The organism is Pantoea anthophila (genome assembly GCF_006494375.1).
In the GTDB taxonomy this organism is placed as follows: domain Bacteria; phylum Pseudomonadota; class Gammaproteobacteria; order Enterobacterales; family Enterobacteriaceae; genus Pantoea; species Pantoea anthophila.
In genome coordinates, this window is record NZ_VHIZ01000048.1 from 36323 (window position 1) to 60865 (window position 24543).

Genomic DNA, 24543 nt, shown 5'->3' on the forward strand with positions numbered 1-24543 from the left:
CATTCGCTCAGTTTAAGTGACCGGTTAAAAAAGATCGGCGAAAACGGGCGAGGCAGATGATTCCAACACCAGGGAATCCTTTAACCTTTCATCATGGTTAGTCAACTGAACGTCGCCACCGGGGAATTCCGCTTTTATCAGGGAATCGACCCATGGACGGGCGTTTATCGATCTGCATACGCATTCAGGGATAGGGTTATGACGGCACACAATTCCGTTAAGCAGCAGGCATCACTGTCATCCACTTCAGCCGCCGATGCGCGGTTTAATACCCCCTCAGGCCGCAAAGATTTCTGGCGCGCCACATTCTCATGCTGGCTCGGAACGGCGATGGAGTACGCGGATTTTGCGCTCTATGGTCTGGCTGCCGGTATCATCTTCGGCGATGTCTTCTTTCCCGAATCGACACCGGCCATGGCGCTGCTCTCCAGCTTTGCCACCTGGTCAGTCGGCTTCGTTGCCCGGCCTATCGGCGCACTTTTCTTCGGCTGGCTCGGCGACCGCAAAGGGCGAAAGGCGGTCATGATCACCACCATCATTCTGATGGGGGCCTCCACCACCTTTATCGGCTTAATCCCCAGCTATGCCACGATTGGCGTCTGGGCACCCGCCTGTCTGGTCCTGCTGCGCTTCACGCAGGGGTTCGGCGCGGGTGCAGAGCTCTCTGGCGGTACTGTCATGCTGGGCGAGTATGCGCCCGCAGAGCGTCGCGGGCTGGTCGCTTCCGTTATCGCGCTGGGCTCTAACAGCGGCACACTGCTGGCGTCGCTGGTCTGGCTGCTGGTGGTGCAGATGGATCAGCAGAGCCTGCTGGCGTGGGGCTGGCGTATTCCTTTCCTCAGCAGTGCGCTGATAGCGCTGGTGGCATTGTGGATCCGGCGTCACTTGCGCGAAACCCCGGTCTTTGAGCGCAGAAAAGCGGAGATGGAAGCGGCGCGCGCCGGTGTGCTGGCGACCCCGCCGGTGAAGGATACGCGGCCGTTCTTCCAGCGCACCCGCGCCTTCTGGACGATGGTGGGGCTGCGCATCGGTGAAAACGGTCCCTCCTATCTGTCGCAGGGCTTCATCGTCGGCTATGTCGCGAAGGTTCTGCTGGTGGATAAATCGGTCCCGACCACGGCAGTGTTCCTTGCGTCGCTGCTGGGTTTTCTGATTATCCCTTTTGCGGGCTGGCTCTCTGACCGTTTTGGTCGCCGGATCGTTTATCGCGTCTTCTGTCTGCTGCTGATGCTCTACGCCTGGCCCGCTTTTACGCTGCTGGATACGCGTGAACCGATGCTGGTCATTCCGGTGATTGTGGTGGGCATGGGGCTGGCGTCGCTGGGTATTTTTGGTGTGCAGGCCGCCTGGGGCGTGGAGATGTTCGGCGTGCATCATCGCTACACCAAAATGGCGGTGGCGAAGGAGCTGGGTTCGATTCTCTCCGGCGGCACGGCACCGCTGATTGCGGCTGCTATGCTCTCTTATACCGGACACTGGTGGCCGATTGCGGTCTACTTCTCGGCGATGGCCGCGACTGGATTCTTTACCACCTTTGTTGCGCCTGAGACGCGAGGGCGGGATCTCAATCTGCCTGATGACGCCATCTGACAGGGCAAAACGAAATAAGCAGCAGGCCGTGTAAAGCGGCCTGTTTTTTTAGGGAGGAAAGTGATGTGCCTAAGTCGTTAACGGGAAAAGTGACCCGCAGTGAAGTGGCGAAAGCGGCAGGCACCTCAGTGGCAGTTGTCAGTTATGTCATTAACAACGGGCCGCGTCCGGTCGCCGAGGCGACCCGGCAGCGGGTGCTGGAGGCGATTAAAGCGACCGGTTACCGGCCCAATGCGGCTGCACGGGCGCTGGCGTCCGGCAACACCAAAACCTTTGGTCTGGTCGTGCCGAACATCGGCAATCCGTTTGTCGCGTCCATGGCGCACGTGCTGTTGCAGGAGTCGATGAATCACGGTCATGTCATGCTGCTGGGCGATGCCGGTGACGATCGCCGGCGCGAACTGGAGCTTATTCAGGGGCTGCTCAACCGGCAGGTCGATGGCCTGTTTTATAACAGCGTCGATCGCCATCCATACATCGACCTGATTAAAGCGAGCGGCACGCCCCTGGTGATGCTGGAACGGGTGGAACCTCAGCCTGGCGTGAACATGCTGCGCGTCAATGAGCGCCAGGCGGCCTGGCAGGTCACGGCACATCTGCTGAGCCACGGCTATCAGCAGGTCGGCATCATCACCGGTCCGGTCGATATGCTTAACGCGCAGGATCGTATTCAGGGCTGGCGCGATGCCATGCAGGAGCGCGGCCTGCCGATTGATGAATCGCTGATGTTTCCCGCCAGCTACACCCCGCAGGGGGATATGAAGCGGTGCAGACGATGATTGCCCGTGGCTGCGTGCCCCGCGCGCTGTTCACCAGCAACGAAGGTCAGGCGATTGGCGCAGTGCGGGCCTTTTCGGAGCATCAGATCCGGGTGCCACAGGATGTCGCGCTGGTCTGCTTTAACGGCACCAATCAGTCATCGTTTCATGTTCCGACATTAACGACCGTGCGTCAGCCACTGCGCGAGATGGCGCGTGCGGCGATCCACATGCTGAAAGAGGGGCAGAGCGAAGCCCAGTTAAAGGAGTTTCCACACTATCTTGAAATCGGTGAATCCTGCGGCTGCACGCCGCAATCTCAGAGTTAACGAATAAGAAGATGAAAAGAATCATTATTGATTGCGATCCCGGTAATGGGATTGCAGGTGCCAACACCGATGATGGCCTGGCGATCGCGCTGGCCTTAGCCTCACCCGGCCTGTCGCTGGAATTAATCACCACCGTGGCGGGTAATACGCCGAGTGAGGTGGGCGCGCGCGTGGCGAAAGATCTGATTGCCCGGCTGGGACTCACCATCCCGGTGGTGCAGGGGGCGACACAGGCGCTGCAGGAAGATCCGGCGCCGTGGCGCGAGACGCTCGATAACCGGGTTAATCAGCTGGCGCTGGCCGATCTCTGGCAGGATGTCCGTCAGCCAGCCGATGTCACCGCGGACGGATTTGACGCGGCTGACGCTATCGGCAGGCTGATTTGCGACAATCCGGGCGAGATTACGCTGGTGGCGATTGGCCCGCTGACGAACGTGGCGCTGGCGATGCAGCGCTATCCCGCGATGGCCGAATCGGTGGCGGAGATTGTGGTCATGGGAGGCGTCTTTGCGCTGGATGACTATATCAAAGACACCAACTTCGGCCTGGACCCGGAAGCGGCGCACCAAGTGCTGCACAGTGGTGCTGCGGTAACGCTGGTGCCGATGGATGTCACCACGCAGACGCTGCTGACCCAGCAGGATCTGACCCGGCTGACCGCCGTCGATCATCCGCTGGCCGACTTTGTGCGCGACACGCTGCGTCCGTGGATCGACTATTCGATGCAGACCCGTCAGCTGGCGGGATGCTGGATCCACGATGCGCTGGTGGTCGCCTGGCTGCTGAATCAGCGTGTCGCCTCAGGAATCGATTACCGGGTCGACATTGAGCTGCGTCCCGGTGCCACGCGCGGCAAGAGCTGGCGTTATCGGCAGCCGCTCCGGCTCTCTGTCGGTGTGCCCGAGCAGTGCGGCGCCTCGGTGCATGTCCTGCATCGCGTCGATAACACGCTGCTGTTATCGATCCTTGAGCAGGCTTTCAGACGCCTGATTAGCTGAGCAGAGGTAAAGGGTCAGATCGCTTCGCAGACATCAATCCAGCGGGCATTCGTCAGTTCAGCCATCTGCTGCGGCGAAATGCGGACGGCGCTATGGATAGCGCCAGCGGCAGGTAAGACTTCTTCAAAACTGCGCAGTGAAACATCACAGTAAACGGTCAGCGGGTTTTCCAGACCGAAAGGACAGACGCCGCCCACCGGGTGGCCGGTCCAGTTAATCACCTCGTCAACGCTCAGCATGCGCGCTTTCGCGCCCAGCGCCGCTTTCAGTTTGCGATTGTCCAGCCGGGCATCGCCTCGCGTTACGATCAGCACCACCTCGTTTTTCACTTTCAGCGACAGGGTTTTTGCTATTTCGCCTGGCGTCACGCCGTGGGCGCGAGCGGCCATCCCGACCGTTGCGGTGCTCTCTGCCAGTTCAATAATTTCAATTTCAGGGGCGTGTTCGGCGAAGAACTGGCGCACAGACTCCAGACTCATCTTTCTCTCCAGGCTGATCGAAGGCGTAAAAATTGCCACAAGCCTCTGTGCCTGTAAACGGGATAAACGGAGAATTCGCGGGAATCGGGTCTGTTTAGCTGCTGCTCAGGGTGCAGTTGCCGCATTGCTGAACATCGGGAATGCGATAGCGCTGGCAACAGCTGCGCCGCACCAGTTCACCGTCACGCGGGATCATGGTGCGATAGAGGGGATTGTCGCTGCCATCCAGCAGCCGCTGGTTAAAGAACAGCGCCTGTTCCAGCTGCAGGACCAGCGTCTCATCTATCTGGCTTTTCAGCTCGCCCAGGAACCACTGGAAAGTGAACCCCATGTTGTTCCAGATCAGGCGGGCGTTGATGTCACCATGCTGCGTAATGCCATTCACGGCCGGGATGAGATGCTGCTGAATCAGGCGGTCGATGCGCTGCAGCGGGTTGAGATAGCGCGCCTCTTCATCCTCCTGCACATCAATCCAGAAGGTGGCCGGATGACCATGCTCATGAAAACCGACACGAATGTGTTCCGGCGAGCAGTCGAGCGCGCGGGACTCCTGTAGCAGGGCCATCAGCAGCGGCGGTATCAGCAGACCGAAATACCACTGCGCCCAGAGTGAGAGCACGGGTTTCGCTTCACGCACCGCATCGGGATGATCGCGATAGAGGTAGTCACTGTAGCGCCGGATAAGCGGGGCGAAGGCGTCAGCGTGTGACCAGACGGCAAGGGTCTGCGCATCACGCGGGGCTGACTGGCTGAGCTTCGTTGAATCCAGCAGATAGCTGCGCTGCTGTTGCAGCCGTTCATACAGACTTTCCGCCAGTGGACGGTCATTCTGCCGGAAGATCATCGACTGAGCGCTGAAACGCTGTTCCTGAGCTGAAGCGGTTGCCATGACGACTCGCGAAAAGTGTAGATAAGAAAGCAAATGATAATCGTTATTGATTAACTCTACAAGCGGCGTAAAAGCGTGCGGTTCCTGGCGGTAAAAACAGCAGGGGAGGAGAGGAGAAATCAGCCCGGCGATGACCGCGACAGCTCGGTCAGATCAACAGGGGCAGACGCCGGTTATCAGCGTGTTATACGGGCTCTTCTGCGGTGTGAGGCGCCTCTCTGGGTAAATCTTCCCAGGCGAGAATGGTATTCCGGCCCTGGTTCTTCGCAACATAGAGGGCGCTGTCGGCATTGGCGACGGCCTGGTCGAACTCGTTGTCGTAAATCGGCGCAATCCCCGCGCTGATAGTGACGTGCGTTGACACAGTCTCATTGAACAGATGGGGGATCTCCAAATCCACCACATACTGACGGATGCGCTCTGCCAGCTTCATCGCAATGGAGCTGTTCACGTTGGTCATCAGCACCAGGAACTCTTCACCGCCATAGCGGGTAACGACATCGCGCGAACGCACCGCATCACGGATCGCCACAGAGACCCGCGCCAGCGCCTGATCGCCCATCGCATGACCATAATTGTCGTTGTAAGCCTTGAAGTGATCGATATCCAGCAACAGCACAAAGTGGCTGCCGGCGTGGTTTTCCAGGATATTGTCGAGCCGGTTCTTCAAACCACGGCGGTTATACAGCCCGGTCAGCGGATCGAGCATGCTGAGGTCGCTGAAGGTCTCTTTCTCTTCGTAAAGCTGATGCATCAGACGCAGGGTAAAGTTGTCGGCCCGGCGGCGCATCAGGTGCTGCAATGAAAAACCGATCAGCGGCAGGGAGATGGTCAGCAGAATAAGCGGCAGATGCTGACCATTGTCGAGCAGCAATACGGTCAGAACGGGCGGGGCGACGTGCAGACAGAAAGCCACCAGATAATCGCTCAGGGCGATGGCGCTGATAAATAACACGCTGATCAGGCTGATAATCAGAAAGCCACCATCAAAATAGAACACCAGATGGAAACGATAATTAATATGCCAGGCCCAGAAGATCCCTAATAGCAGCGCAACAGGATTTAACAGGGGGAGTTTAACTTTGGGCCAGATTAAATGGGCAATTAACGTGAGGGAGCTGAAGGCGGCGACACACATAACCGGCAGCGTCGTCTCACTTTTTTCCGTGCTCATTATTGGCAGCAGATAAAAGAGGGAAACGGCGATATTTAAAAACAGGAAAAGCATCACTGAAAGCCGGTATTTACTCTGCTTCAGTTCTTCATATGATTGTAATTTCATTATAAATACTCGTGACGACCCTGAAATACCAAAGCGCAAGCCAGCAGAAAGGAGGGGTCTGCAGGACCATGAGCAAATATTGCTAGTGCTGTTATTAAAGGTGTTATCGGCCGCAATCTAGCATTTTCCAGATGATCTGTCATCTTCAGCGCCGGGCCAGCCAAAAACAGGCTGCAGAACGGGAAAAACTGTCATATGATAATGGGAATGCTTATCATTTGAGGTTGGCGTCATGGGGATAGCGATCGTAGCGGCCTGCGGCCTGTGGGGAATCAGCTGGGCACTGGGCAAAAAACTGGATAGTGCGTGGGGGGTTCTGCTGCCGTGCATAGCGCTGCCGCTGTTTGCCCTGTGGGAGCCGGGATTCAGTCAGTGGCGAATGGTGATGATCGTTGCGCTGTTGCTGACGGTGGTGATGCTCTTTCATCAGCGCCTGCGTCACTATCTGCTGCTGCCATCCTGCCTGGCATTAGCGACCGGACTGGCGGCGGTTTCCGTGAATTTTCATCTGAATTAGCAACAGTGCAGGGGCGTCATGCTGACGTAACAGAAAAGGTGTAAAAATCAGAAGGCGAGCCTGAAATGGCAAAGAAACGGTCAGAACAGGAAGGAAACATGAATAAAGCCGGAGGATGACAACGTTGGTGCGAAGAGAGGGACTTGAACCCTCACGTCCGTTAAGACACTAACACCTGAAGCTAGCGCGTCTACCAATTCCGCCACCTTCGCATCTTGTTGTCTTTTCATATCACCGCAATGGTGCGAAGAGAGGGACTTGAACCCTCACGTCCGTTAAGACACTAACACCTGAAGCTAGCGCGTCTACCAATTCCGCCACCTTCGCGCAGTGCTCGCGATATGAAACATGTGATTTTGGTGCGAAGAGAGGGACTTGAACCCTCACGTCCGTTAAGACACTAACACCTGAAGCTAGCGCGTCTACCAATTCCGCCACCTTCGCATACCCGTAACACCCTGAGAATGTTACAACCACGGAGGCGCATTCTAGAGATTTTACTCTTTGCGTCAACAACTATTTCGTCGGGCTGAAACGATCGCTCTAAAAAGCAACATTTTCAGCCCGGCAACGCGGTCAGCAGCGGAAAAAAGGATTAACGGGTTTTCGCACCGCGACCATAGACGGCACGGTAAACCTTAAAGCGGCCAGTCTGTGCGATCACTTCATGGCTGCCGAACGCCTCATCCAGCGCCTGTGGATAGGGCAGGAAGGCATTGGCAACGATACGCAGTTCACCGCCGGTGTTCAGATGCTTCACCGCGCCACGGATTAACGCCTGTGCCGCATCGAGGCTGGTCTGCGTGCCTTCATGGAACGGCGGGTTAGAAATAATCATGTCGAAACGTCCGGTGACGTCAGAGAAGACGTTGCTGGGGAAGACCTCGCCCTCAATGCCGTTGGCGGCCAGCGTCGCCTTACTCGCTTCAATCGCCGCCGCGTGAACGTCACACAGCCACAGGCGTACTTTAGGCGAACGGGCGTGCAGTGAGGCGGCAATGACGCCCGCGCCACAACCCATATCCAGCACTTTTCCTTTAGTGTGTGGCGTAAAGGTGGAGAGCAGCAGGGCACTGCCGCTGTCCAGACCATCGCGGCTGAAGACGCCAGGCAGGGTGTGAATCGTCAGGTCATCCATCTGATACTGATGACCAAAGGCGCCGGCATCAAAGTCAGGCTGTGCGTCGAGGCGACCGTGATAGAGACCACAGCGGCGCGCGCTGTCGATCTTCTCCAGCGTTACCCAGGACTCCAGCATGCCTTCTGCACTGCGAACGCCGCTGCGGTTTTCACCGACCACGAACACGTCGCAGCCCACCGGCAGCAGCGACAGCAGATTCTGCAGCTGGAACTGCACTTCCGGCTTATTTTTGGTCCAGAAGTAGACCAGCGTATCGCAGCCCTGCACATCTTCCGCCTGCGCAACCAGTCCATAACGCGCCTGTTCGCCCATACGGCGGCTCAGGTTTTGCCAGTGATGATATTGCTGGGTGTGCACGCGCGACGAGGCGGTTTCCAGCTGAGCGGGCAGGTCATCCTGCAAATCGCCAGCAAATAAAACGTGGCGGGCGGTAAATTCATCACTGTGGCGCAGAATGACTTCGCTGGCCGGGGTAAAAGCAGACATGTAGAGCTCCTGTAAGATCTGAGCGGGGATTATAGTGGTTTGTTGGCGCATGTTCGATGGGTTTGCTAGCATAGCGTCGCATTCAGGCAGCCAACAGGTAACACCATGACGTCCAGGCGCGACTGGCTTTTACAGCAAATGGGAATTACGCAGTATCAACTGCGCCGCCCGCGCGTGCTTCAGGGCGAAATTGCCGTCACGCTGGCGCCGGACACGCAGTTAATCATTGTCGCTGACGTGCCCCCCGGGCTGGATGAACCGCTGATGCGCGACGTGCTGCAGACGCTCAATCTTCAACCCGCCCAGGTGATGACCGTGACGCCGGATCAACTCCAGATGCTGCCGGAAACGCTGAACTGCGCCGGCTGGCTGCTTGGGGTTGAGAGTGCACAGACTTTTAATGGCGTGGCACTGACCAGCGCCGCTTTCAATGAACTGATCAGCAGCGGCGTCGCCAGACGCGCGCTCTGGCAACAGATGTGTAACCATGACAGCCATCTCTTTACTCACCCCTGACGATCGGGCCGAGGCCTTTGCCATCGAGCGTCGCAGTCACGCGTTTCCCTGGAGTGAACAGACGTTTGCCAGCAATCAGGGCGAGCGCTTCCTCAATTTACGGCTGGATGCCGAAGGAAAAATGGCCGCCTTTGCCATTACCCAGGTGGTGCTGGATGAAGCGTCGCTGTTTAACATCGCGGTCGATCCCGCCTGGCAGCGCCGGGGATTTGGCCGTCAGCTGTTGCAGCATCTGATCGACGAGTTAATAAAACGCGATGTGCTGACGCTGTGGCTCGAAGTCCGGGCATCCAATCTGCCCGCCATTGCGCTTTATGAGCAGATGGGATTCAACCAGGTGAGCCGTCGTTCCAACTACTATCCCACCGCCAGCGGGCGTGAAGATGCCCTGATGATGGCGCTGACGCTGTAGCGGTGCTAAGGAGCTTTAATGTCAGAACAGTGGGATTGCATCCTGTTTGATGCGGACGATACCCTTTTTCATTTCGATGCTTATGCCGGTTTGCAGCGGCTGTTCGCCGGTTATGACGTGCAGTTCTCCGACCAGGATTACAGCGACTATCAGGCGGTTAACAAGCCGCTCTGGGTTGATTATCAGAACGGCACGATTACCGCGTTGCAGCTACAGACCCAGCGTTTCAATCACTGGAGCGAAAAGCTCAGCGTCGCGCCGGAGATCCTCAACAGCGGCTTCCTGACCGCCATGGGCGAGATCTGTACGCCACTGCCAGGCGCGGTGAGCCTGATGAAGCAGCTGCACGGTCGGGTAAAGATGGGCATCATCACCAACGGCTTTACCGCGCTGCAGCAGACGCGCCTGGAGCGCACCGGTTTCCGCGACTACTTTTCGGCGCTGGTGATCTCTGAGCAGGTCGGCGTGCCAAAACCGGCGGTGGAGATTTTTGATTATGCGCTGAACCTGATGGGCAATCCGGATCGTCAGCGGGTGCTGATGGTCGGGGATACGCCGGAATCCGATATTCTCGGCGGCATGAATGCCGGGGTGAAAACCTGCTGGCTCGATCATGGCACCCGGCCGCTGCCGGAACATATCAAACCGACCTGGCAGGTCAAATCGCTGGCTGAGCTGGAAGCGCTGCTGATCGGCTGACAGATCCGAATACAAGTACAAGTAAATCTGACAGCAATAGACAGAGTTGATGCGCAGGGAATACGGGCAGAGGAGGAAAGCGTCCCGCGCCATGGACAAAAGCGCCGGGAGCGTTTTTGAACAACGCAAAGCGTTGGCCCGGTCAGGGCGCACCTCAGGGATGAGGTGCGTAATCGCGCGGGACGAGCGGCCAGGGAGGGTTTAAGCGACTTTCCGATCTGACCGTGTTCCCTTCGCAGGCTCGGCCTCACCAGCTCCCTGACTGAGTTCTGTGCTCGCGTCCTGAACCGCTACGTTTTCTTCTCATCATCTTCATCCCGATCCTCCTGCACCGGCGTGCTGGCGGTGAGCAGGAACGGTGACTGCTGCCAGCGGGTACGGCGGTGGCGCAGCAGGGTACGGGAGAGAATGATGCCGATGGCCAGCGCCAGCAGCATCATCAGACGCAGAATATTGGTGGTGTTGTCGACCTGATGTGAGTCGGTGACCAGCACATGGGTGTCCAGCGTCACGCGCAGAAAGCCCAGCGGGCCATCGTTTCCGGCCAGGGGCTGCACAATCTGATGATTGAAATAGCTGCCCGCACGCTGCCCGTCGAGAGCGAGCCTGTCGCGCACGTTGATGTTTTCTCCGCTGTGCGCCACCAGGCTGCCATCACCGTCATACACCGACGCATCCAGAATACGGCTGTTCGCCGTCATCTGATTCAGAATCGCTTCTATCTGATTACGGTTGTTTTCACTGTTGTCCATCAACGGCTTAAGGCTGAACGCCACCTGGCTGGTCAGCGTATGAGCCAGCTCTTCGACCTGTTCAGAACGCGCCATCTGATGACCGGTACTGAACCAGGAGACGCCCTGCATCAGGGCGACCAGCAGCGTCATCGAGATGAGAACGATCACGGTACGATGTAAGCGAAATTTCAGCGCGGTTTTAGCCATTACTCATCCGGGTCATGTCACAACAGAAAGCCTGGAGATTATGTTGCCAGAAGCGACGCAGACAGGGTAGCCTCTTGCGTGGTTTTGTTGTCCCTACAGGAGCTCTGATGCCAAATCGTTTAACCTGGTGCGATCTTCCCGCCGATGTCTCTCTCTGGCCGGGTTTGCCCCTTTCTCTTAGCGGTGATGAAGTGATGCCGCTGGATTATCGCGCTGGCCGCACCGGCTGGCTGCTGTATGGCCGTGGGCTGGATAAGCAACGGCTGACCGATTATCAGCATCAGCTGGGTGCAGCGATGGTGATTGTCAGCGCCTGGAACGTCGATGAGTATCAGGTGATCCGCCTGGCGGGCTCGCTGACGCCGTTTGCGACTAAACTGGCGCACGATGCCGGGCTGGACGTGGCGCCGCTGGGTAAAATCCCCTACCTCAAGACCCCCGGTCTGCTGGTGATGGATATGGACTCCACCGCGATTCAGATCGAATGTATCGACGAGATCGCTAAACTGGCAGGCAGCGGTGAGCAGGTAGCAGAAGTGACAGAGCGCGCGATGCGCGGTGAACTCGACTTCAGCGCCAGCCTGCGTCAGCGCGTTGCCACCCTGCAGGGCGCTGACGCCAATATCCTGAAACAGGTGCGTGATGAGCTGCCTTTAATGCCGGGCTTAACCACCCTGACGCAGAAGCTGCAGGCGCTGGGCTGGCAGGTGGCTATCGCCTCCGGCGGCTTCACCTACTACGCCGAATACCTGCGCGATAAGCTGCATCTGTCGGCCGTGGTCGCCAACGAACTGGAAATCCGCGACGGCAAACTGACCGGCAACGTGCTGGGTCCGATTGTCGACGCACAATATAAAGCCGATACGCTGAAGAAGCTGGCGCAGCGTTTTGATATCGCGCCGGAACAGACGGTCGCGATTGGCGACGGAGCCAATGACCTGCTGATGATCAAAGCCTCCGCGCTGGGCATTGCGTTCCATGCTAAACCTAAGGTGAATGAGCAGACTGCGGTCACCATTCGCCATGCCGATCTCATGGGGGTGTTCTGCATCCTGACCGGCAGCCTGATCCACGAAGAGCGTTAACTGAGGAATTGATTTGGCCAAAGCGGCAAAACGCGCATTTGTCTGTAACGAATGCGGCGCAGATTACCCACGCTGGCAGGGGCAGTGCAGCGCCTGTCACGCCTGGAACACCATCACCGAGGTGCGCATTGCCGCCTCACCCGCGGCTGCGCGCAACGAGCGCCTGAGCGGCTATGCCGGCAGCGCTGGCACCAGCCGGGTGCAGAAACTGTCGGAAATCAGCCTGGAGGCACTCCCGCGCTTCTCCACCACCTTTAAAGAGTTTGATCGGGTGCTGGGCGGCGGCGTGGTGCCGGGCAGTGCGATTCTGATCGGCGGCAGCCCTGGCGCCGGTAAATCCACGCTGCTGTTGCAGGTGATGTGCCGGTTGTCGGAAGGGATGAAAACCCTGTACGTCACCGGAGAAGAGTCCCTGCAACAGGTGGCGATGCGCGCCCATCGTCTGGGATTGCCCACCGAAAATGTGAACATGCTGTCGGAAACCAGCATTGAGCAGATCTGCCTGATCGCCGAGCAGGAGCAGCCGCAGCTGATGGTGATCGACTCGATCCAGGTGATGCACATGGCGGAGATCCAGTCCTCGCCGGGCAGCGTCGCCCAGGTGCGGGAAACCGCCGCCTACCTGACACGCTTCGCCAAAACGCGTGGCGTGGCGATCATCATGGTGGGACACGTCACGAAAGATGGCTCGCTGGCCGGTCCGAAAGTGCTGGAGCACTGCATCGACTGTTCGGTGCTGCTGGATGGCGATGCCGACTCCCGCTTCCGCACCCTGCGCAGTCATAAAAACCGCTTCGGTGCGGTCAATGAGCTGGGGGTGTTTGCCATGACCGAGCAGGGCATGCGCGAAGTCAGCAACCCGTCAGCGATCTTCCTGTCGCGCGGTGAAGAGATAACCTCAGGCAGCTCGGTTATGGTGCTCTGGGAGGGAACGCGACCGCTGCTGGTGGAGATTCAGGCGCTGGTCGATCACTCGATGATGGGCAACCCGCGTCGCGTCGCGGTCGGGCTGGAGCAGAACCGCCTGGCCATACTGCTGGCGGTGCTGCACCGTCACGGCGGATTGCAGATGGCGGATCAGGATGTGTTCGTCAACGTCGTGGGCGGCGTCAAAGTCACCGAAACCAGCGCCGATCTGGCGCTGATGCTGTCGATGGTGTCGAGTCTTCGCGATCGTCCGCTGCCGCAGGATCTGGTGATCTTCGGCGAAGTGGGGCTGGCCGGTGAGATCCGTCCGGTGCCCAGCGGTCAGGAGCGCATCTCGGAAGCGGCGAAGCACGGCTTCAAACGCGCCATCGTTCCGGCAGGAAATGCGCCGAAAAAACCGATTGCCGGGATGCAGGTTTTCAGCGCGAAAAAGCTGGCCGATGCGCTGGCGATTCTGGACGATCTGTAACGCGCCTGACGCCTGCCCGGAAAAACCACGGACAGGCGGCACCCACCTTAACCGCATTGATGCAGGAGGCACGACATGTCGTCGTTTGAGTATCTGAAAACGGCCATTCGCCAGCAGGGGCACACGCTGCAACAGGTCGCTGACGCCAGCGGCATGACCAAAGGCTATCTGAGCCAGTTGCTCAATGCCAAAATCAAAAGCCCCAGCGCGCAGAAGCTGGAAGCGCTGCACCGCTTTCTGGGGCTGGAATTTCCGCGCCGTGATAAAAGGGTGGGCGTGGTATTCGGTAAGTTCTATCCGCTGCACACCGGCCATATCTATTTGATCCAGCGCGCCTGCAGTCAGGTGGATGAGCTGCACATCATCATGGGCTACGATGAGCCGCGCGATCGGGAGCTGTTTGAGAACAGCGCCATGTCCCAGCAGCCGACGGTCAGCGATCGCCTGCGCTGGCTGCTGCAGACCTTTAAGTACCAGAAAAACATCCGCATTCACGCCTTCAACGAGGAGGGGATTGAACCCTATCCGCACGGCTGGGATGTCTGGAGTGAGGGCGTCAGCGCTTTCCTCAGCGAGCACGGCATTGCTGCGGACTGCATCTACACCAGCGAAGCGCCGGATGCGGAGATGTATCAGCAGCACCTGGGCATTCAGACCGTGCTGGTCGATCCCAACCGATCCTTTATGAGCATCAGCGGCGGGCAGATCCGTCAGGATCCGTTCCGCTTCTGGGAGTACATCCCGACAGAAGTCAAACCCTTCTTTGTGCGCACCGTGGCGATCCTCGGCGGCGAGTCGAGCGGTAAATCGACGCTGGTGAACAAACTCGCCAACATCTTCAACACCACCAGTGCCTGGGAATATGGCCGCGACTATGTCTTTTCCCATCTGGGCGGTGACGAAATGGCGCTGCAATATTCTGATTACGACAAGATCGCGCTGGGACAGGCGCAGTACATCGATTTCGCGGTGAAATATGCCAATAAAGTGGCGTTTATCGACACTGACTTCGTGACGACTCAGGCGTTCTGTCTGAAGTATGAAGGGCGTGAGCATCCGTTTGTGCAGGCGCTGATCGATGAGTATCGCTTTGATCTGGTGATTCTGCTGGAGAACAACGTGCCCTGGGTGGCGGATGGCTTACGCAGCCTGGGCAGCTCGGTGGATCGGCGGGAGTTTCAGTCCATGCTGGTCACGATGCTGCGGGAAAACAACATCGACTTCGTCCATGTCCAGGAAGATGACTACGACACCCGTTTCCTGCGCTGTATTGAACTGGTCAAAGGGGTGCTGGGCGAGAAGAACGTTCAGCCATAAGGTCTGTCATAGCCCGGTCTGCACCGGGCTACGTCATACATACATCCTCAGCGCGGCGGCTGTTGCTTTTCACCGCCGCCGCAGAACAGCCGGATTAATAGACCATAACCACTTTGCCGCGCATGTGACCTTCCAGCACACGCTGATGGGCAGCGGTTAAGGTCTCAACGCTCAAGCCGTGCAGCGTCTCACTCAGTGTGGTCTGCAGTTTACCTTCATCCAGCAGGGCCGAAACGGCATCCAGAATCTCGCCCTGGCGCGCCATATCAGGCGTTTTAAACATGCTGCGGGTGTACATCAGCTCGAAATGCAGAGCGGCACTCTTCAGCTTCAGCTGATCCATCGACAGCGGATGCTCATTTTCCACGATGGTGCAGATATGGCCCTGCGGGGCGATCAGTTTTGCCATCGTCTCCCAGTGACCGTCGGTATCATTCAGGCAGAAGATGTAGTCCACCTGTTTAATGCCTTCTTTCTCCAGCTCACCGATCATATCTTTGTAGTTGATCACCTTGTCAGCGCCCCGATCGCGGCACCACTGCGCGGAGTCCTCGCGGGAGGCGGTGGCGATGATCTGAACCTTGCTGCGCAGCTTCGCCAGCGGGATCGCCAGCGATCCGACACCGCCAGCGCCGCCGACGATCAGCAGCGTCTGATCTGCGGTTGCCGTCTCCAGGTTCAGCCGCTCAAACAGGCCTTCCCAGGCGGTCAGCGCCGTCAGGGGAATGGCCGCCGACTGCGCCCAGTCCAGGCTTTCGGGCTTGTGGCCGGTAATGCGCGCATCCACCAGCTGCTCGGTGCTGTTACTGCCAGGACGGGTCAGGTCGCCGGCGTAAAAGACCTCATCGCCGGGTTTAAAGTTGCTGACTTTGCTGCCGACTTCCAGCACGACGCCGCTGGCATCCCAGCCGAGAACACGCGGCACCTGTAAGCCATTTTTGATCGCCCCTTTGTGGACTTTGGTGTCGACCGGGTTGACCGAGGCGGCCTTGACGCTGACCCGCAGGTCATACTCACCGGGCGTCGGGGTTTCAGGGAAGATTTCTGTGAAGTTTTCAGGACTTTCCGGATTAATAGCGATAGCGCGAATAGACATAGCATTTTCCTGTTAAGTCAGGCTCAAAGCCTGGAGAGTGTCAGTTGCCATTCTGGCCCTGGGCAGTGCACGCCAGCCGGTGAAGAGGCCGCCCGGCGGGTGATGCGCTGTCCGTGGCAGACTGGCGTCACGATCTGGAACAGGTTTAAGTGTAGAACCTGGTTTTAGCGGTGATAAGATGGACAATCTTTCATAGAGTGTTCGTCTGAGGTGAACAATGGCCTTCCGGCAGTGGCAGGATATGGCGCTCTTTGCGCTGGTGGCGGAGTGCGGCAGCTTTACCGGCGCGGCAGAGCGGGCGGGACTGCCGAAATCGAGCGTCAGTCAGCGCATCAGCCAGCTGGAGCAGCGGGTAGGGATTCGGTTGCTGAACCGCACAACCCGCCAGCTCAATCTGACCTTTGCCGGTGAGCGCTATCTGCTGCATTGTCAGGAGATGATGCAGGCGAGTGAACGCGCGGATCAGGCGATCGCCAGCCTGCGTGAAAATCCCAGCGGTCGTCTGCGCATCACCAGCCCGGCGGGGATCGGCGCGACGCTGCTGGCCCGCTGTAACGCGGCATTTTTACGCCTCTACCCCGATGTGACGCTGGATGTGTCGATCTCCGATGAGATGCGCGATCTGGTGCAGGAGGGCTTCGATGTGGCGCTGCGCACCGGTCAGCCGCACGAGTCGTCGCTGATTGGCCGCCGGATCGGTAACTGCCCGCGACTGCTGGTCGCCTCGCAGGGCTATCTCGATCAGCATCCGCCGCTGGTTCATCCGCAGCAACTCTCTGCGCACCGCTGTATTGCCCATCGCGCCTGGAATGAGTGGGTATTACAGCGCGATGATGAATTCTACCGCTGGCTGCTGCCGCCAGGCCACCTCACCGATAATCTGCTCTACGCCCGTGAATGCGCGCTGGGTGATGCCGGTATCACGCTGCTGCCGCACTTTCTGACCGATGGCGCGATGGCGGACCCGCGTCTGGTGCCCGTTCTGCCGGAATGGGAGATTGAAGGGAATGAACTCTGGCTGGTCTATCCGGGGCGCAAACTGCACTCTCCGGCGCTGGCTCGCTTTATCGAGTTCGCGCTGCAATCCCCGGTGTTCAGGGATTTTTATCGCTGAATATTAAGACAGAAATTAAATTAAAATTTGATACCTGTAGCAGAAAATTTAATTGCTTTAATTATGATGAGGCTTCCTGTTGTTCTCAGAGGATGAGGAATTTATGAAGGCTCAAAATTTAAAGACTGCATGTATCAAAACTTTATCCAAAAGTGAAATTTACGATCAAAGAGAGTTTAATGGTGTAACAGCTCTTAAAAATATTCTGGGTAACGAAAATAAGGTTATCGATACTACTTTCATACTCAGAGGCAGTGATGTTAGCTGTAATGCCTCAGTTACCTGGTATGATGCACGGGAGTCGCATGGGACTCGTTCTGAGTTTCGGCTTTATTATGAAAGTAATCCGGTAACTGAACTGGCCGTTCCTGGAGATAATATCGTAATTGGCTTTGATAAAAATAATAAATTGAACTGTATTTTATTTAAATCGAATGACGAGGAGCATCAAGGGGTTATTGAGCAATGGACTTCGCTTTATTAATCTAAAAAGGGAAGCAAGTGCTTCCCTTTTTTAACATCAGAAATTACTTCGTCATACGCTTGTACTTGATGCGCTTCGGCTCCAGCGCATCTGCGCCGAGGGTACGCTTCTTGTACTCTTCGTATTCGGTAAAGTTACCTTCGAAGAATTCAATTTTGCCCTCATCCTGGTAATCCAGAATATGGGTGGCGATACGGTCCAGGAACCAGCGGTCATGCGAGATCACCATGGCACAGCCCGGGAACTCCAGCAGGGCGTTTTCCAGTGCGCGCAGGGTTTCGATATCCAGGTCGTTCGTCGGTTCATCGAGCAGCAGCATGTTACCGCCAACCTGCAGCAGCTTCGCAAGGTGCAGACGACCACGCTCACCGCCTGAGAGTTCGCCCACGCGTTTGCCCTGATCGACGCCTTTAAAGTTAAAGCGTCCGACATAGGCGCGGCTTGGCATCTCGGTGTTACCGATGCGCATAATATCCTGACCGCCGGAAACTTCTTCCCACACGGTTTTCGAGTTGTCCATGCTGTCGCGGAACTGATCCACGGCGGCCAGCTTGACGGTGTCGCCCAGCACGATGCTGCCGGAATCAGGCTGTTCCTGACCGGACATCATGCGGAACAGCGTCGATTTACCCGCGCCGTTCGGACCGATAATCCCGACAATCGCGCCTTTCGGCACGGAGAAGGAGAGATCGTCAATCAGTACACGGTCGCCATAGGACTTACGCAGGTTGCTGACTTCCAGCACTTTGTCACCCAGACGGGCACCTGGCGGAATGAACAGTTCGTTGGTTTCGTTACGCTTCTGGTAGTCGGTATTGTTCAGCTCTTCAAAGCGTGCCAGACGGGCTTTGCCCTTAGACTGCTGGCCTTTTGGTCCTTTGCGAACCCACTCCAGCTCTTTCTCAATCGACTTGCGACGGGCAGCTTCAGAAGAGGCTTCCTGCGCCAGACGCGCATCTTTCTGCTCCAGCCAGGAGGAGTAATTGCCTTCCCATGGAATGCCTTCGCCACGGTCCAGCTCCAGGATCCAGCCTGCCACGTTATCCAGGAAGTAACGGTCATGCGTAATGGCGACGACTGTGCCTTCGAAGTCGTGCAGGAAGCGTTCCAGCCAGGCGACAGATTCCGCATCCAGGTGGTTAGTCGGTTCGTCCAGCAGCAGCATGTCTGGTTTTTCCAGCAGCAGGCGGCAGAGGGCAACACGGCGACGTTCACCACCGGAAAGGGTCGCGACTTTCGCATCCCAGTCTGGCAGACGCAGCGCATCGGCTGCACGTTCCAGCTGGGTATTCAGGTTGTGGCCGTCGTGCGCCTGGATAATCTCTTCCAGACGACCCTGCTCAGCGGCCAGCTTGTCGAAATCAGCATCCTCTTCAGCGTACAGTGCGTAAACTTCATCAAGGCGTTTCAGTGCGCCAACCACTTCCGACAGCGCTTCTTCAATCGACTCACGCACGGTGTGTTCAGGGTTGAGCTGCGGCTCCTGCGGCAGGTAGCCAATCTTGATGCCTGGCTGCGGACGCGCTTCCCCTTCAATATCTTTATCGATGCCGGCCATAATGCGCAGCAGGGTCGATTTACCCGCGCCATTCAGGCCGAGTACGCCGATTTTGGCGCCAGGGAAGAAGCTGAGCGAGATGTTCTTCAGGATATGTCGCTTCGGCGGAACCACTTTGCCGACGCGATGCATGCTATAGACGAATTGAGCCACGTTGGTTTGAGCCTCTGGGTCTGTTGGTCGTTGGAATGATGTCGAAGTTTAGCCTTTTTCACCCCTTAATCCCAGCCGGGGGGCGGCGAATATTCGCGGGCCGGGGGCGGTCAGGCATAAGACGCTGATTTGTCCGGCTCACCGGCGAGCCATATGAAAAGGCGGGCAGAGACCGGCTGGCCTCCGGCCTCAGGGCAGACGCAGGGGGATAGCCTGCTGCGTCAGCCAGGTCTGCAGGGCCTGATCGGGGGCACTGTCGCTGACCAGCAGATCGAAGCGCTGCAGGTCGCCGATGCGGGCGGGCAGCACTTTGCCATATTTGCTGCTGTCCGCCACCAGCACCGACCGCCGGGCGCGCAGCATGGCATGATGTTTCATCGTCAGCTCGTTAGTGTTGTAGCAGGTTGCGCCCTGATCTTTGTCGATCCCGGCCGCAGAGATAAAGGCGAGCGTCGGGCAGAGATCGTCGAGAAGAGTGTGCACACCCACGGGCGTAAAGAGCGCATTGTCGGCATGAAACTCCCCGCCGCTCAGGATCACGTGACAGGCCGGTTTCTCTTTCAGAGCAAGAAACGTGTTCATGGCGCAGCAGATGGCGGTAAAAGAGAGCGTGTCGGGGAGGGCATCAATGATATAGGGCAGGGTGGTGCCACAGTCAAAAAAGACCGTGTCGTTCTCGCTGACCAGGCTGGCGGCCACCTGAGCCAGCCGCTGCTTTCTGGCGGCGTTCTGCCCGTGCTGGTCGCTGACAAAATAGTGACCGGCATGACTTTTGGGATCGCTGACGATATAGCCGCCCAGCAGCACTACGCTGGAGCCCGGCTCGGTCAGATCGCGGCGAACCGTCATCTCAGAGACGCCCAGCAGCCGGGCCGCATCTTTCAGATGGAGTTTGTCGGTGCGTTTGAGCGCCTGCGTCAGTTTCTGGATGCGTTCATCGCGCCGGGTTTCCATGGTCATCTCTCTGTTCCCTATCCTGCAGTGCGGAGGAAGGACGCCGGAATCGGCGTCGATACGCGACAAACCTCACAGATTTGAATGAGTTGCGTCTCATCCGCCAGGCTGGCACTCAATCTTACCCGCAATCCGTGAGGGCCGCAAACCTCTGGCGCGCGGGGGAATCGCGCCACTGCTCAGTGGAGACCGGCTTACTGTAAGCCGGGCGTTAAATCGCCACCAGGCCGCGCACGCCTTCTGCCTCCATGGCGTCGCCGCGGCCTCGCTGCACAATTTCACCGCGGGACATCACCAGATAGCTGTCCGCCAGTTCGGCCGCGAAGTCATAAAACTGCTCAACCAGCAGGATCGCCATATCGCCTCGCTGCGCCAGCTGGCGGATCACCGCGCCGATCTCTTTGATCACCGACGGCTGGATCCCTTCGGTCGGCTCATCCAGGATCAGCAGCTGCGGCCGACAGGCCAGCGCCCGGCCGATCGCCAGCTGCTGCTGCTGGCCGCCAGAGAGGTCGCCGCCCCGGCGTGACTTCATCGCCTGCAGCACCGGAAAGAGCTGATAGATCTCCTCCGGGACGGCCCGTGCCTCTGCCGCCGGAAAGCGTGACAGGCCCATCAGCAGATTCTCCTCCACCGTCAGGCGCGGAAAAATTTCCCGCCCCTGCGGCACATACGCGATGCCAGCCTGCACCCGCTGATGCGGTTTGCGGCCATTCATCCGCTGCTGCTGCCAGTGAATCTCCCCCGACTTCGCCGGGATCAGGCCCATCAGGCACTTCAGCAGCGTGGTTTTTCCCACGCCGTTGCGCCCCAGCAGGCAGGTGATTTCGCCAATCCTGACCTCAAACGAGAGGCCGCGCAGGATGTGACTGCCGCCATAATATTGATTCAGTTCAGTAACCTGTAACATCTCAGCGCCCCAGATAAACGTCGATAACCTGCTCGTTGGCCTGCACCTCGCGCAGCGATCCCTCCGCCAGCACCTGTCCCTGATGCAGCACCGTAACGTGGTCGGCGATGGTCTCCACAAAGCCCATGTCGTGCTCCACCACCATCAGCGAATGTTTCCCCGCCAGGCTGCGAAACAGTTCGGCGGTGTAGGCCGTTTCCGCATCGGTCATGCCCGCCGCCGGTTCATCCAGCAGCAGCAGATGCGGCTCCTGCACCAGCAGCATGCCAATCTCCAGAAACTGCTTCTGACCGTGCGACAGCAGGCCCGCCCGGCGCTGGCGCTCGCCGCCCAGCCGTAGCAGCTTCAGCACCTCATCAATCCGGTCCCGCTGCTCGCTGTTGAGGCGGGCGCGCAGGCAGGCCCACACCGATTTGTCGGCCCTGAGGGCGATCTCAAGATTCTCGAACACGGTCAGCGCTTCGAAAACCGTGGGTTTCTGGAACTTACGGCCAATCCCGGCACGGGCGATCGCCACCGGTGACAGACGGGTCAGATCGCTGTCCTGGTCGTAGATCACCCGGCCTGCATCCGGCCGGGTTTTGCCGGTGATCACATCCATCAGTGTAGTTTTGCCCGCGCCGTTGGGGCCGATCACGCAGCGCAGCTCACCGACGCCGATCTGCAGCGAGAGATCGGTCAGCGCCCGGAAGCCTTCAAAGGAGACGCTGATCTTATCGAGCTGCAGCACCGGATCGCGCTGCACCCGGTGGCGATCCGCTAACTGGGGTTGGGTAAACAGGGCATCACTCATTTTTTTCTCCGGCGCAGCAGGCCAATCACGCCGTGCGGCAGAAACAGCGTGACCAGGATAAACATCAGGCCCAGGAAAAAGAGCCAGTATTCCGGGAAGGCGACGGTAAAGAAGCTGCGCGCGCCGTTAACGATCGCTGCGCCCAGCAGCGGGCCAATCAGCGTGCCGCGTCCGCCCAGCGCCACCCAGATCGCCGCTTCGATCGAGTTGGCGGGGGACATCTCGCCAGGGTTGATGATGCCGACCTGCGGCACATAGAGCGCCCCGGCCAGACCGCACAGCACCGCAGAGAGTGTCCAGACAAACAGCTTGAAGCCGCGCGGATCGTAACCGCAGAAAGTCAGGCGGTTCTCCGCATCCCGCACGGCGGTCAGCACCCGGCCGAATTTGCTGCGCGCCAGGGCGAAGCCGATCGCCAGGCTCAGCAGCAGCAGCAATACCGTGGCGACGAACAGTCCGATACGGGTCGGGGTCGCCGTCACCGAAAAGCCGAGCAGAGTGGTGAAGCCGGTAAAGCCATTGTTGCCGCCAAAACCGGTTTCGTTACGGAAGAAGAGCAGCATGCCCGCGTAGGTCAGCGCCTGCGTCATAATCGAAAAGTAGACGCCTTTGATTTTTGAGCGAAAGGCGAAAAAGCCAAACAGCAGCGCCAGCAGGCCTGGCACCAGCATGCTGAGACAGAGCGCCCACGCGAAGGAGTCGGTGCCGGCCCAGAACCAGGGCAGCTCACGCCAGGAGAGAAAGGACATAAAGGCGGGCAAGCCTTCCCCGGCGGCCTGGCGCATCAGGTACATGCCCATGGCGTAGCCGCCCAGGGCAAAAAAGAGGCCGTGGCCCAGCGACAGCAGGCCGGCGTAGCCCCACACCAGATCCAGCGCCACGGCGACCACCGCATAGCAGAGGATTTTGCCGACCAGCGTCAGGGTATAGGTGGAGATCGCCAGCGGATGTGTAGCGGGCAGCAGCGCCAGAAACGGCATCAGCAGCAGCGCCACGGTGATGACCAGGCCCAGGGTAAGGGTCAGGCGTGGGGCGGTGCGCGCCACGCGAAGCGTGATAGGTTGCGTCATCAGTCAGTCACCCTTCCTTTCACCGCAAACAGCCCCTGCGGACGTTTCTGAATAAACAGTACGATGAGCACCAGAATCAGGATCTTGCCCAGGACCGCGCCAATCTGCGGCTCCAGCACTTTGTTCAGAATGCCCAGGCTGAAGGCGGCGACCACGGTGCCCGCCAGCTGGCCGACGCCACCCAGCACCACCACCAGAAACGAGTCGATGATATAGCCCTGGCCCAGTTCCGGGCCGACGTTGCCCAGCTGCGACAGCGCCACGCCGCCCAGCCCGGCAATGCCGGAGCCGAGTCCGAACGCCAGCATATCGACGCGGCCGGTCGGCACGCCGCAGCACTCCGCCATGGCGCGATTCTGCGTCACGGCGCGCACGTTCATGCCCAGGCGGGTGCGGTTCAGCAGCAGCCAGGTGAGCGCCAGCACAAATACCACGAACAGGATCACCGCGATGCGGTTCCACGGCAGCACCAGATTAGGCAGCACCTGTAATCCTCCTGACAGCCACGATGGATTCGCCACCTCCAGGTTTTGCGCCCCGAACAGCACCCGCACCAGCTGAATCAGCATCAGGCTGATCCCCCAGGTGGCGAGCAGCGTCTCCAGGGGGCGGCCATAAAGATGGCGGATCACCGTGCGCTCCAGCGCCATACCAATGGCGGCGGTGACCAGGAAGGCAACCGGCAGCGCCAGCAGCGGATACCAGGCCAGGTAGTGCGGCGCAAACTGCTGAAACAGGCTCTGTACCCACCAGGTGGCGTACGCGCCGAGCATCAGCATTTCGCCGTGTGCCATATTGATCACCCCGAGCAGGCCATAGGTGATCGCCAGGCCCAGCGCGGCCAGCAGCAGGATCGATCCCAGCGACAGGCCGCTGAAGGCCTGACCCAGCAGATCGCCCCACCGCAGCCGCTGCTGAATCTGTTGCAGGCTGTCCGCCGCCGCGGCCCGCACCGTGGCATCCGGTTCATTCGCGGGCTGAGTCAGGCGTTGCAGGCTGGCCTGGGTGTCAGGATCGCTGGACTCGCCCAGCAGATTGACCGCACGCAGGCGCACCATCGGATTGCTGTCTGCCAGTTGCAGGCTGGCCAGCGCCAGCGCTAAGGCAGCATGAACCCGGCTATCCTGCTCGGCGGCGAGGCGCTGCGTCAGCAGCGGCAGCTGGTCGGCAACCCCCCCATTCTGCAGCTGCTGCGCGGCACGCAGGCGCAGCGCGGCATCACTGCTCACCAGCTGGTGGGCGGCCAGAGCATTGTTGACCAGCACGCGCAGCCGGTTGTTCATAAAAAGTTTTTTCAGGTTACCGGCGGGCCGGGCCGCACCCTCCAGCGGTGTCAGCTGTGTACCCTGCTGGCTGAAGGGCTGTTTGTTCTGGTCGATGACGACCGTTTCGGCGTGCAGCGCTTCCAGCAGCGGCAGGCGCTGGCTGTCCGGCGCGGCGGCCCATTGCTGCAGCAGGGTGGCCTGCTGGCTGCGGCTGGCGGCGGCAAAGTCAGCCGCCGGTCCGGCGCTGGCCAGCAGCGGCATCAGCAGCAGCAGGCTGAATAAGCAGCGGCATAGAGTCATAAAGAGAGCCT

23 protein-coding genes, 3 tRNA genes and 1 pseudogene are annotated in these 24543 nt (G+C 58.8%); 12 read left to right on the forward strand and 15 right to left on the reverse strand.

Annotation, left to right across the window (positions count from 1 at the left end):
• Positions 1–198: 198 nt before the first annotated feature.
• The 3 genes and pseudogenes from FJW00_RS11520 to FJW00_RS11530 all read left to right on the forward strand — a co-directional run bounded on the left by FJW00_RS11520 (position 199) and on the right by FJW00_RS11530 (position 3675).
• The gene (locus FJW00_RS11520) at positions 199–1590 is read left to right on the forward strand and encodes an MFS transporter (RefSeq protein ID WP_140028832.1); all 1392 of its coding nucleotides are present in this window, start codon (positions 199–201) and stop codon (positions 1588–1590) included.
• 65 nt (positions 1591–1655) lie between these two features.
• Positions 1656–2677, forward strand: a pseudogene (locus FJW00_RS11525) (LacI family DNA-binding transcriptional regulator).
• Positions 2678–2688: 11 nt separating this feature from the next.
• Positions 2689–3675, forward strand: coding sequence for a nucleoside hydrolase (locus tag FJW00_RS11530; protein WP_140924181.1), 987 nt, complete (start codon positions 2689–2691; stop codon positions 3673–3675).
• 14 nt (positions 3676–3689) lie between these two features.
• On the opposite strand, the gene FJW00_RS11535 is transcribed toward FJW00_RS11530, so the two are convergent.
• The 3 genes from FJW00_RS11535 to FJW00_RS11545 form a co-directional block, all read right to left on the reverse strand.
• Positions 3690–4154 carry a YbaK/EbsC family protein gene (locus FJW00_RS11535; RefSeq protein WP_046101165.1) on the reverse strand — a complete coding sequence of 155 codons (465 nt, stop codon included), beginning with the start codon at positions 4152–4154 and terminating at the stop codon, positions 3690–3692.
• A 94-nt stretch (positions 4155–4248) separates the two neighbouring features.
• Positions 4249–5043 carry a siderophore-iron reductase FhuF gene (gene fhuF, locus FJW00_RS11540; RefSeq protein WP_046101166.1) on the reverse strand — a complete coding sequence of 265 codons (795 nt, stop codon included), beginning with the start codon at positions 5041–5043 and terminating at the stop codon, positions 4249–4251.
• A gap of 184 nt (positions 5044–5227) precedes the next feature.
• Positions 5228–6325, reverse strand: coding sequence for a GGDEF domain-containing protein (locus tag FJW00_RS11545; protein WP_046101167.1), 1098 nt, complete (start codon positions 6323–6325; stop codon positions 5228–5230).
• 232 nt (positions 6326–6557) lie between these two features.
• Here FJW00_RS11545 and FJW00_RS11550 point away from each other — a divergent pair, with 232 nt between their 5' ends.
• A complete protein-coding gene (locus FJW00_RS11550; RefSeq protein WP_111207685.1) occupies positions 6558–6842 on the forward strand; it encodes a DUF1435 domain-containing protein in 285 nt (94 codons plus the stop codon).
• Between the two features lie 125 nt (positions 6843–6967).
• On the opposite strand, the gene FJW00_RS11555 is transcribed toward FJW00_RS11550, so the two are convergent.
• From FJW00_RS11555 to rsmC, 4 genes are all read right to left on the reverse strand, one after another.
• Positions 6968–7054: transfer RNA gene (locus FJW00_RS11555), tRNA-Leu, on the reverse strand.
• 28 nt (positions 7055–7082) lie between these two features.
• Positions 7083–7169 (reverse strand) — tRNA-Leu (locus FJW00_RS11560).
• A 30-nt stretch (positions 7170–7199) separates the two neighbouring features.
• A tRNA-Leu gene (locus FJW00_RS11565) sits at positions 7200–7286 on the reverse strand.
• A 151-nt stretch (positions 7287–7437) separates the two neighbouring features.
• Entirely contained in the window at positions 7438–8469 is a 1032-nt protein-coding gene (rsmC, locus tag FJW00_RS11570; protein WP_058957763.1) for a 16S rRNA (guanine(1207)-N(2))-methyltransferase RsmC, read from the reverse strand.
• A 105-nt stretch (positions 8470–8574) separates the two neighbouring features.
• Between rsmC and FJW00_RS11575 the strand changes: the two genes are divergently transcribed.
• Genes FJW00_RS11575 through yjjG form a run of 3 tightly spaced genes read left to right on the forward strand, consistent with a single transcriptional unit; the run spans position 8575 to position 10096 of the window.
• The gene (locus FJW00_RS11575; protein WP_033736409.1) at positions 8575–8985 is read left to right on the forward strand and encodes a DNA polymerase III subunit psi; all 411 of its coding nucleotides are present in this window, start codon (positions 8575–8577) and stop codon (positions 8983–8985) included.
• Positions 8957–9397: a ribosomal protein S18-alanine N-acetyltransferase gene (gene rimI / locus FJW00_RS11580; RefSeq protein WP_009092266.1), complete on the forward strand. Its 441-nt coding sequence runs from the start codon at positions 8957–8959 to the stop codon at positions 9395–9397. The genes FJW00_RS11575 and rimI overlap by 29 nt, the downstream gene beginning before the upstream one ends.
• A gap of 18 nt (positions 9398–9415) precedes the next feature.
• The gene (gene yjjG, locus FJW00_RS11585; protein ID WP_009092264.1) at positions 9416–10096 is read left to right on the forward strand and encodes a pyrimidine 5'-nucleotidase; all 681 of its coding nucleotides are present in this window, start codon (positions 9416–9418) and stop codon (positions 10094–10096) included.
• A 290-nt stretch (positions 10097–10386) separates the two neighbouring features.
• Here yjjG and FJW00_RS11590 read toward each other — a convergent pair whose 3' ends face one another.
• Entirely contained in the window at positions 10387–11037 is a 651-nt protein-coding gene (locus tag FJW00_RS11590; RefSeq protein WP_140924184.1) for a YtjB family periplasmic protein, read from the reverse strand.
• A 107-nt stretch (positions 11038–11144) separates the two neighbouring features.
• Here FJW00_RS11590 and serB point away from each other — a divergent pair, with 107 nt between their 5' ends.
• The 3 genes from serB to nadR all read left to right on the forward strand — a co-directional run bounded on the left by serB (position 11145) and on the right by nadR (position 14835).
• Complete coding sequence (gene serB / locus FJW00_RS11595) at positions 11145–12122, forward strand: phosphoserine phosphatase (protein ID WP_046101170.1); 978 nt, start codon at positions 11145–11147, stop codon at positions 12120–12122.
• Positions 12123–12135: 13 nt separating this feature from the next.
• The gene (gene radA / locus FJW00_RS11600) at positions 12136–13518 is read left to right on the forward strand and encodes a DNA repair protein RadA (protein ID WP_009092261.1); all 1383 of its coding nucleotides are present in this window, start codon (positions 12136–12138) and stop codon (positions 13516–13518) included.
• Positions 13519–13593: 75 nt separating this feature from the next.
• Positions 13594–14835: a multifunctional transcriptional regulator/nicotinamide-nucleotide adenylyltransferase/ribosylnicotinamide kinase NadR gene (gene nadR / locus FJW00_RS11605; RefSeq protein WP_009092260.1), complete on the forward strand. Its 1242-nt coding sequence runs from the start codon at positions 13594–13596 to the stop codon at positions 14833–14835.
• Between the two features lie 94 nt (positions 14836–14929).
• Here nadR and FJW00_RS11610 read toward each other — a convergent pair whose 3' ends face one another.
• Positions 14930–15931 (reverse strand): zinc-binding alcohol dehydrogenase family protein, encoded by a 1002-nt coding sequence (locus tag FJW00_RS11610; RefSeq protein ID WP_111207687.1) that lies wholly within the window; start codon positions 15929–15931, stop codon positions 14930–14932.
• 217 nt (positions 15932–16148) lie between these two features.
• Here FJW00_RS11610 and FJW00_RS11615 point away from each other — a divergent pair, with 217 nt between their 5' ends.
• Complete coding sequence (locus tag FJW00_RS11615; RefSeq protein ID WP_058957759.1) at positions 16149–17045, forward strand: LysR family transcriptional regulator; 897 nt, start codon at positions 16149–16151, stop codon at positions 17043–17045.
• A 103-nt stretch (positions 17046–17148) separates the two neighbouring features.
• The gene (locus FJW00_RS11620) at positions 17149–17529 is read left to right on the forward strand and encodes a type II restriction endonuclease (RefSeq protein WP_140924186.1); all 381 of its coding nucleotides are present in this window, start codon (positions 17149–17151) and stop codon (positions 17527–17529) included.
• Between the two features lie 43 nt (positions 17530–17572).
• Here FJW00_RS11620 and ettA read toward each other — a convergent pair whose 3' ends face one another.
• From ettA to urtB, 6 genes are all read right to left on the reverse strand, one after another.
• Positions 17573–19240 (reverse strand): energy-dependent translational throttle protein EttA, encoded by a 1668-nt coding sequence (ettA, locus tag FJW00_RS11625; RefSeq protein ID WP_072215507.1) that lies wholly within the window; start codon positions 19238–19240, stop codon positions 17573–17575.
• 189 nt (positions 19241–19429) lie between these two features.
• Positions 19430–20194, reverse strand: coding sequence for a DNA-binding transcriptional repressor DeoR (gene deoR, locus FJW00_RS11630; RefSeq protein ID WP_140924241.1), 765 nt, complete (start codon positions 20192–20194; stop codon positions 19430–19432).
• Positions 20195–20405: 211 nt separating this feature from the next.
• Entirely contained in the window at positions 20406–21104 is a 699-nt protein-coding gene (urtE, locus tag FJW00_RS11635) for an urea ABC transporter ATP-binding subunit UrtE (RefSeq protein ID WP_009092254.1), read from the reverse strand.
• Position 21105: 1 nt separating this feature from the next.
• A complete protein-coding gene (gene urtD / locus FJW00_RS11640; RefSeq protein WP_009092253.1) occupies positions 21106–21897 on the reverse strand; it encodes an urea ABC transporter ATP-binding protein UrtD in 792 nt (263 codons plus the stop codon).
• Positions 21894–22967, reverse strand: a complete 1074-nt coding sequence (urtC, locus tag FJW00_RS11645; RefSeq protein WP_140924188.1) for an urea ABC transporter permease subunit UrtC — start codon at positions 22965–22967, stop codon at positions 21894–21896. Before urtC ends, urtD begins: the two co-directional genes overlap by 4 nt.
• Entirely contained in the window at positions 22967–24532 is a 1566-nt protein-coding gene (urtB, locus tag FJW00_RS11650) for an urea ABC transporter permease subunit UrtB (protein WP_058957756.1), read from the reverse strand. The genes urtC and urtB overlap by 1 nt, the downstream gene beginning before the upstream one ends.
• Positions 24533–24543 lie beyond the last annotated feature (11 nt).

Excerpts from the sequence above, each read along its gene's own strand:
- FJW00_RS11520 (WP_140028832.1), top strand. The coding sequence starts at position 199 with ATGACGGCACACAATTCCGTTAAGCAGCAGGCATCACTGTCATCCACT.
- FJW00_RS11530 (WP_140924181.1), top strand. The coding sequence starts at position 2,689 with ATGAAAAGAATCATTATTGATTGCGATCCCGGTAATGGGATTGCAGGT.
- FJW00_RS11535 (WP_046101165.1), bottom strand. The coding sequence starts at position 4,154 with ATGAGTCTGGAGTCTGTGCGCCAGTTCTTCGCCGAACACGCCCCTGAA.
- fhuF (WP_046101166.1), bottom strand. The coding sequence starts at position 5,043 with ATGGCAACCGCTTCAGCTCAGGAACAGCGTTTCAGCGCTCAGTCGATG.
- FJW00_RS11545 (WP_046101167.1), bottom strand. The coding sequence starts at position 6,325 with ATGAAATTACAATCATATGAAGAACTGAAGCAGAGTAAATACCGGCTT.
- FJW00_RS11550 (WP_111207685.1), top strand. The coding sequence starts at position 6,558 with ATGGGGATAGCGATCGTAGCGGCCTGCGGCCTGTGGGGAATCAGCTGG.
- rsmC (WP_058957763.1), bottom strand. The coding sequence starts at position 8,469 with ATGTCTGCTTTTACCCCGGCCAGCGAAGTCATTCTGCGCCACAGTGAT.
- FJW00_RS11575 (WP_033736409.1), top strand. The coding sequence starts at position 8,575 with ATGACGTCCAGGCGCGACTGGCTTTTACAGCAAATGGGAATTACGCAG.
- rimI (WP_009092266.1), top strand. The coding sequence starts at position 8,957 with ATGACAGCCATCTCTTTACTCACCCCTGACGATCGGGCCGAGGCCTTT.
- yjjG (WP_009092264.1), top strand. The coding sequence starts at position 9,416 with ATGTCAGAACAGTGGGATTGCATCCTGTTTGATGCGGACGATACCCTT.
- FJW00_RS11590 (WP_140924184.1), bottom strand. The coding sequence starts at position 11,037 with ATGGCTAAAACCGCGCTGAAATTTCGCTTACATCGTACCGTGATCGTT.
- serB (WP_046101170.1), top strand. The coding sequence starts at position 11,145 with ATGCCAAATCGTTTAACCTGGTGCGATCTTCCCGCCGATGTCTCTCTC.
- nadR (WP_009092260.1), top strand. The coding sequence starts at position 13,594 with ATGTCGTCGTTTGAGTATCTGAAAACGGCCATTCGCCAGCAGGGGCAC.
- FJW00_RS11610 (WP_111207687.1), bottom strand. The coding sequence starts at position 15,931 with ATGTCTATTCGCGCTATCGCTATTAATCCGGAAAGTCCTGAAAACTTC.
- FJW00_RS11615 (WP_058957759.1), top strand. The coding sequence starts at position 16,149 with ATGGCCTTCCGGCAGTGGCAGGATATGGCGCTCTTTGCGCTGGTGGCG.
- FJW00_RS11620 (WP_140924186.1), top strand. The coding sequence starts at position 17,149 with ATGAAGGCTCAAAATTTAAAGACTGCATGTATCAAAACTTTATCCAAA.
- deoR (WP_140924241.1), bottom strand. The coding sequence starts at position 20,194 with ATGGAAACCCGGCGCGATGAACGCATCCAGAAACTGACGCAGGCGCTC.
- urtE (WP_009092254.1), bottom strand. The coding sequence starts at position 21,104 with ATGTTACAGGTTACTGAACTGAATCAATATTATGGCGGCAGTCACATC.
- urtD (WP_009092253.1), bottom strand. The coding sequence starts at position 21,897 with ATGAGTGATGCCCTGTTTACCCAACCCCAGTTAGCGGATCGCCACCGG.
- urtC (WP_140924188.1), bottom strand. The coding sequence starts at position 22,967 with ATGACGCAACCTATCACGCTTCGCGTGGCGCGCACCGCCCCACGCCTG.
- urtB (WP_058957756.1), bottom strand. The coding sequence starts at position 24,532 with ATGACTCTATGCCGCTGCTTATTCAGCCTGCTGCTGCTGATGCCGCTG.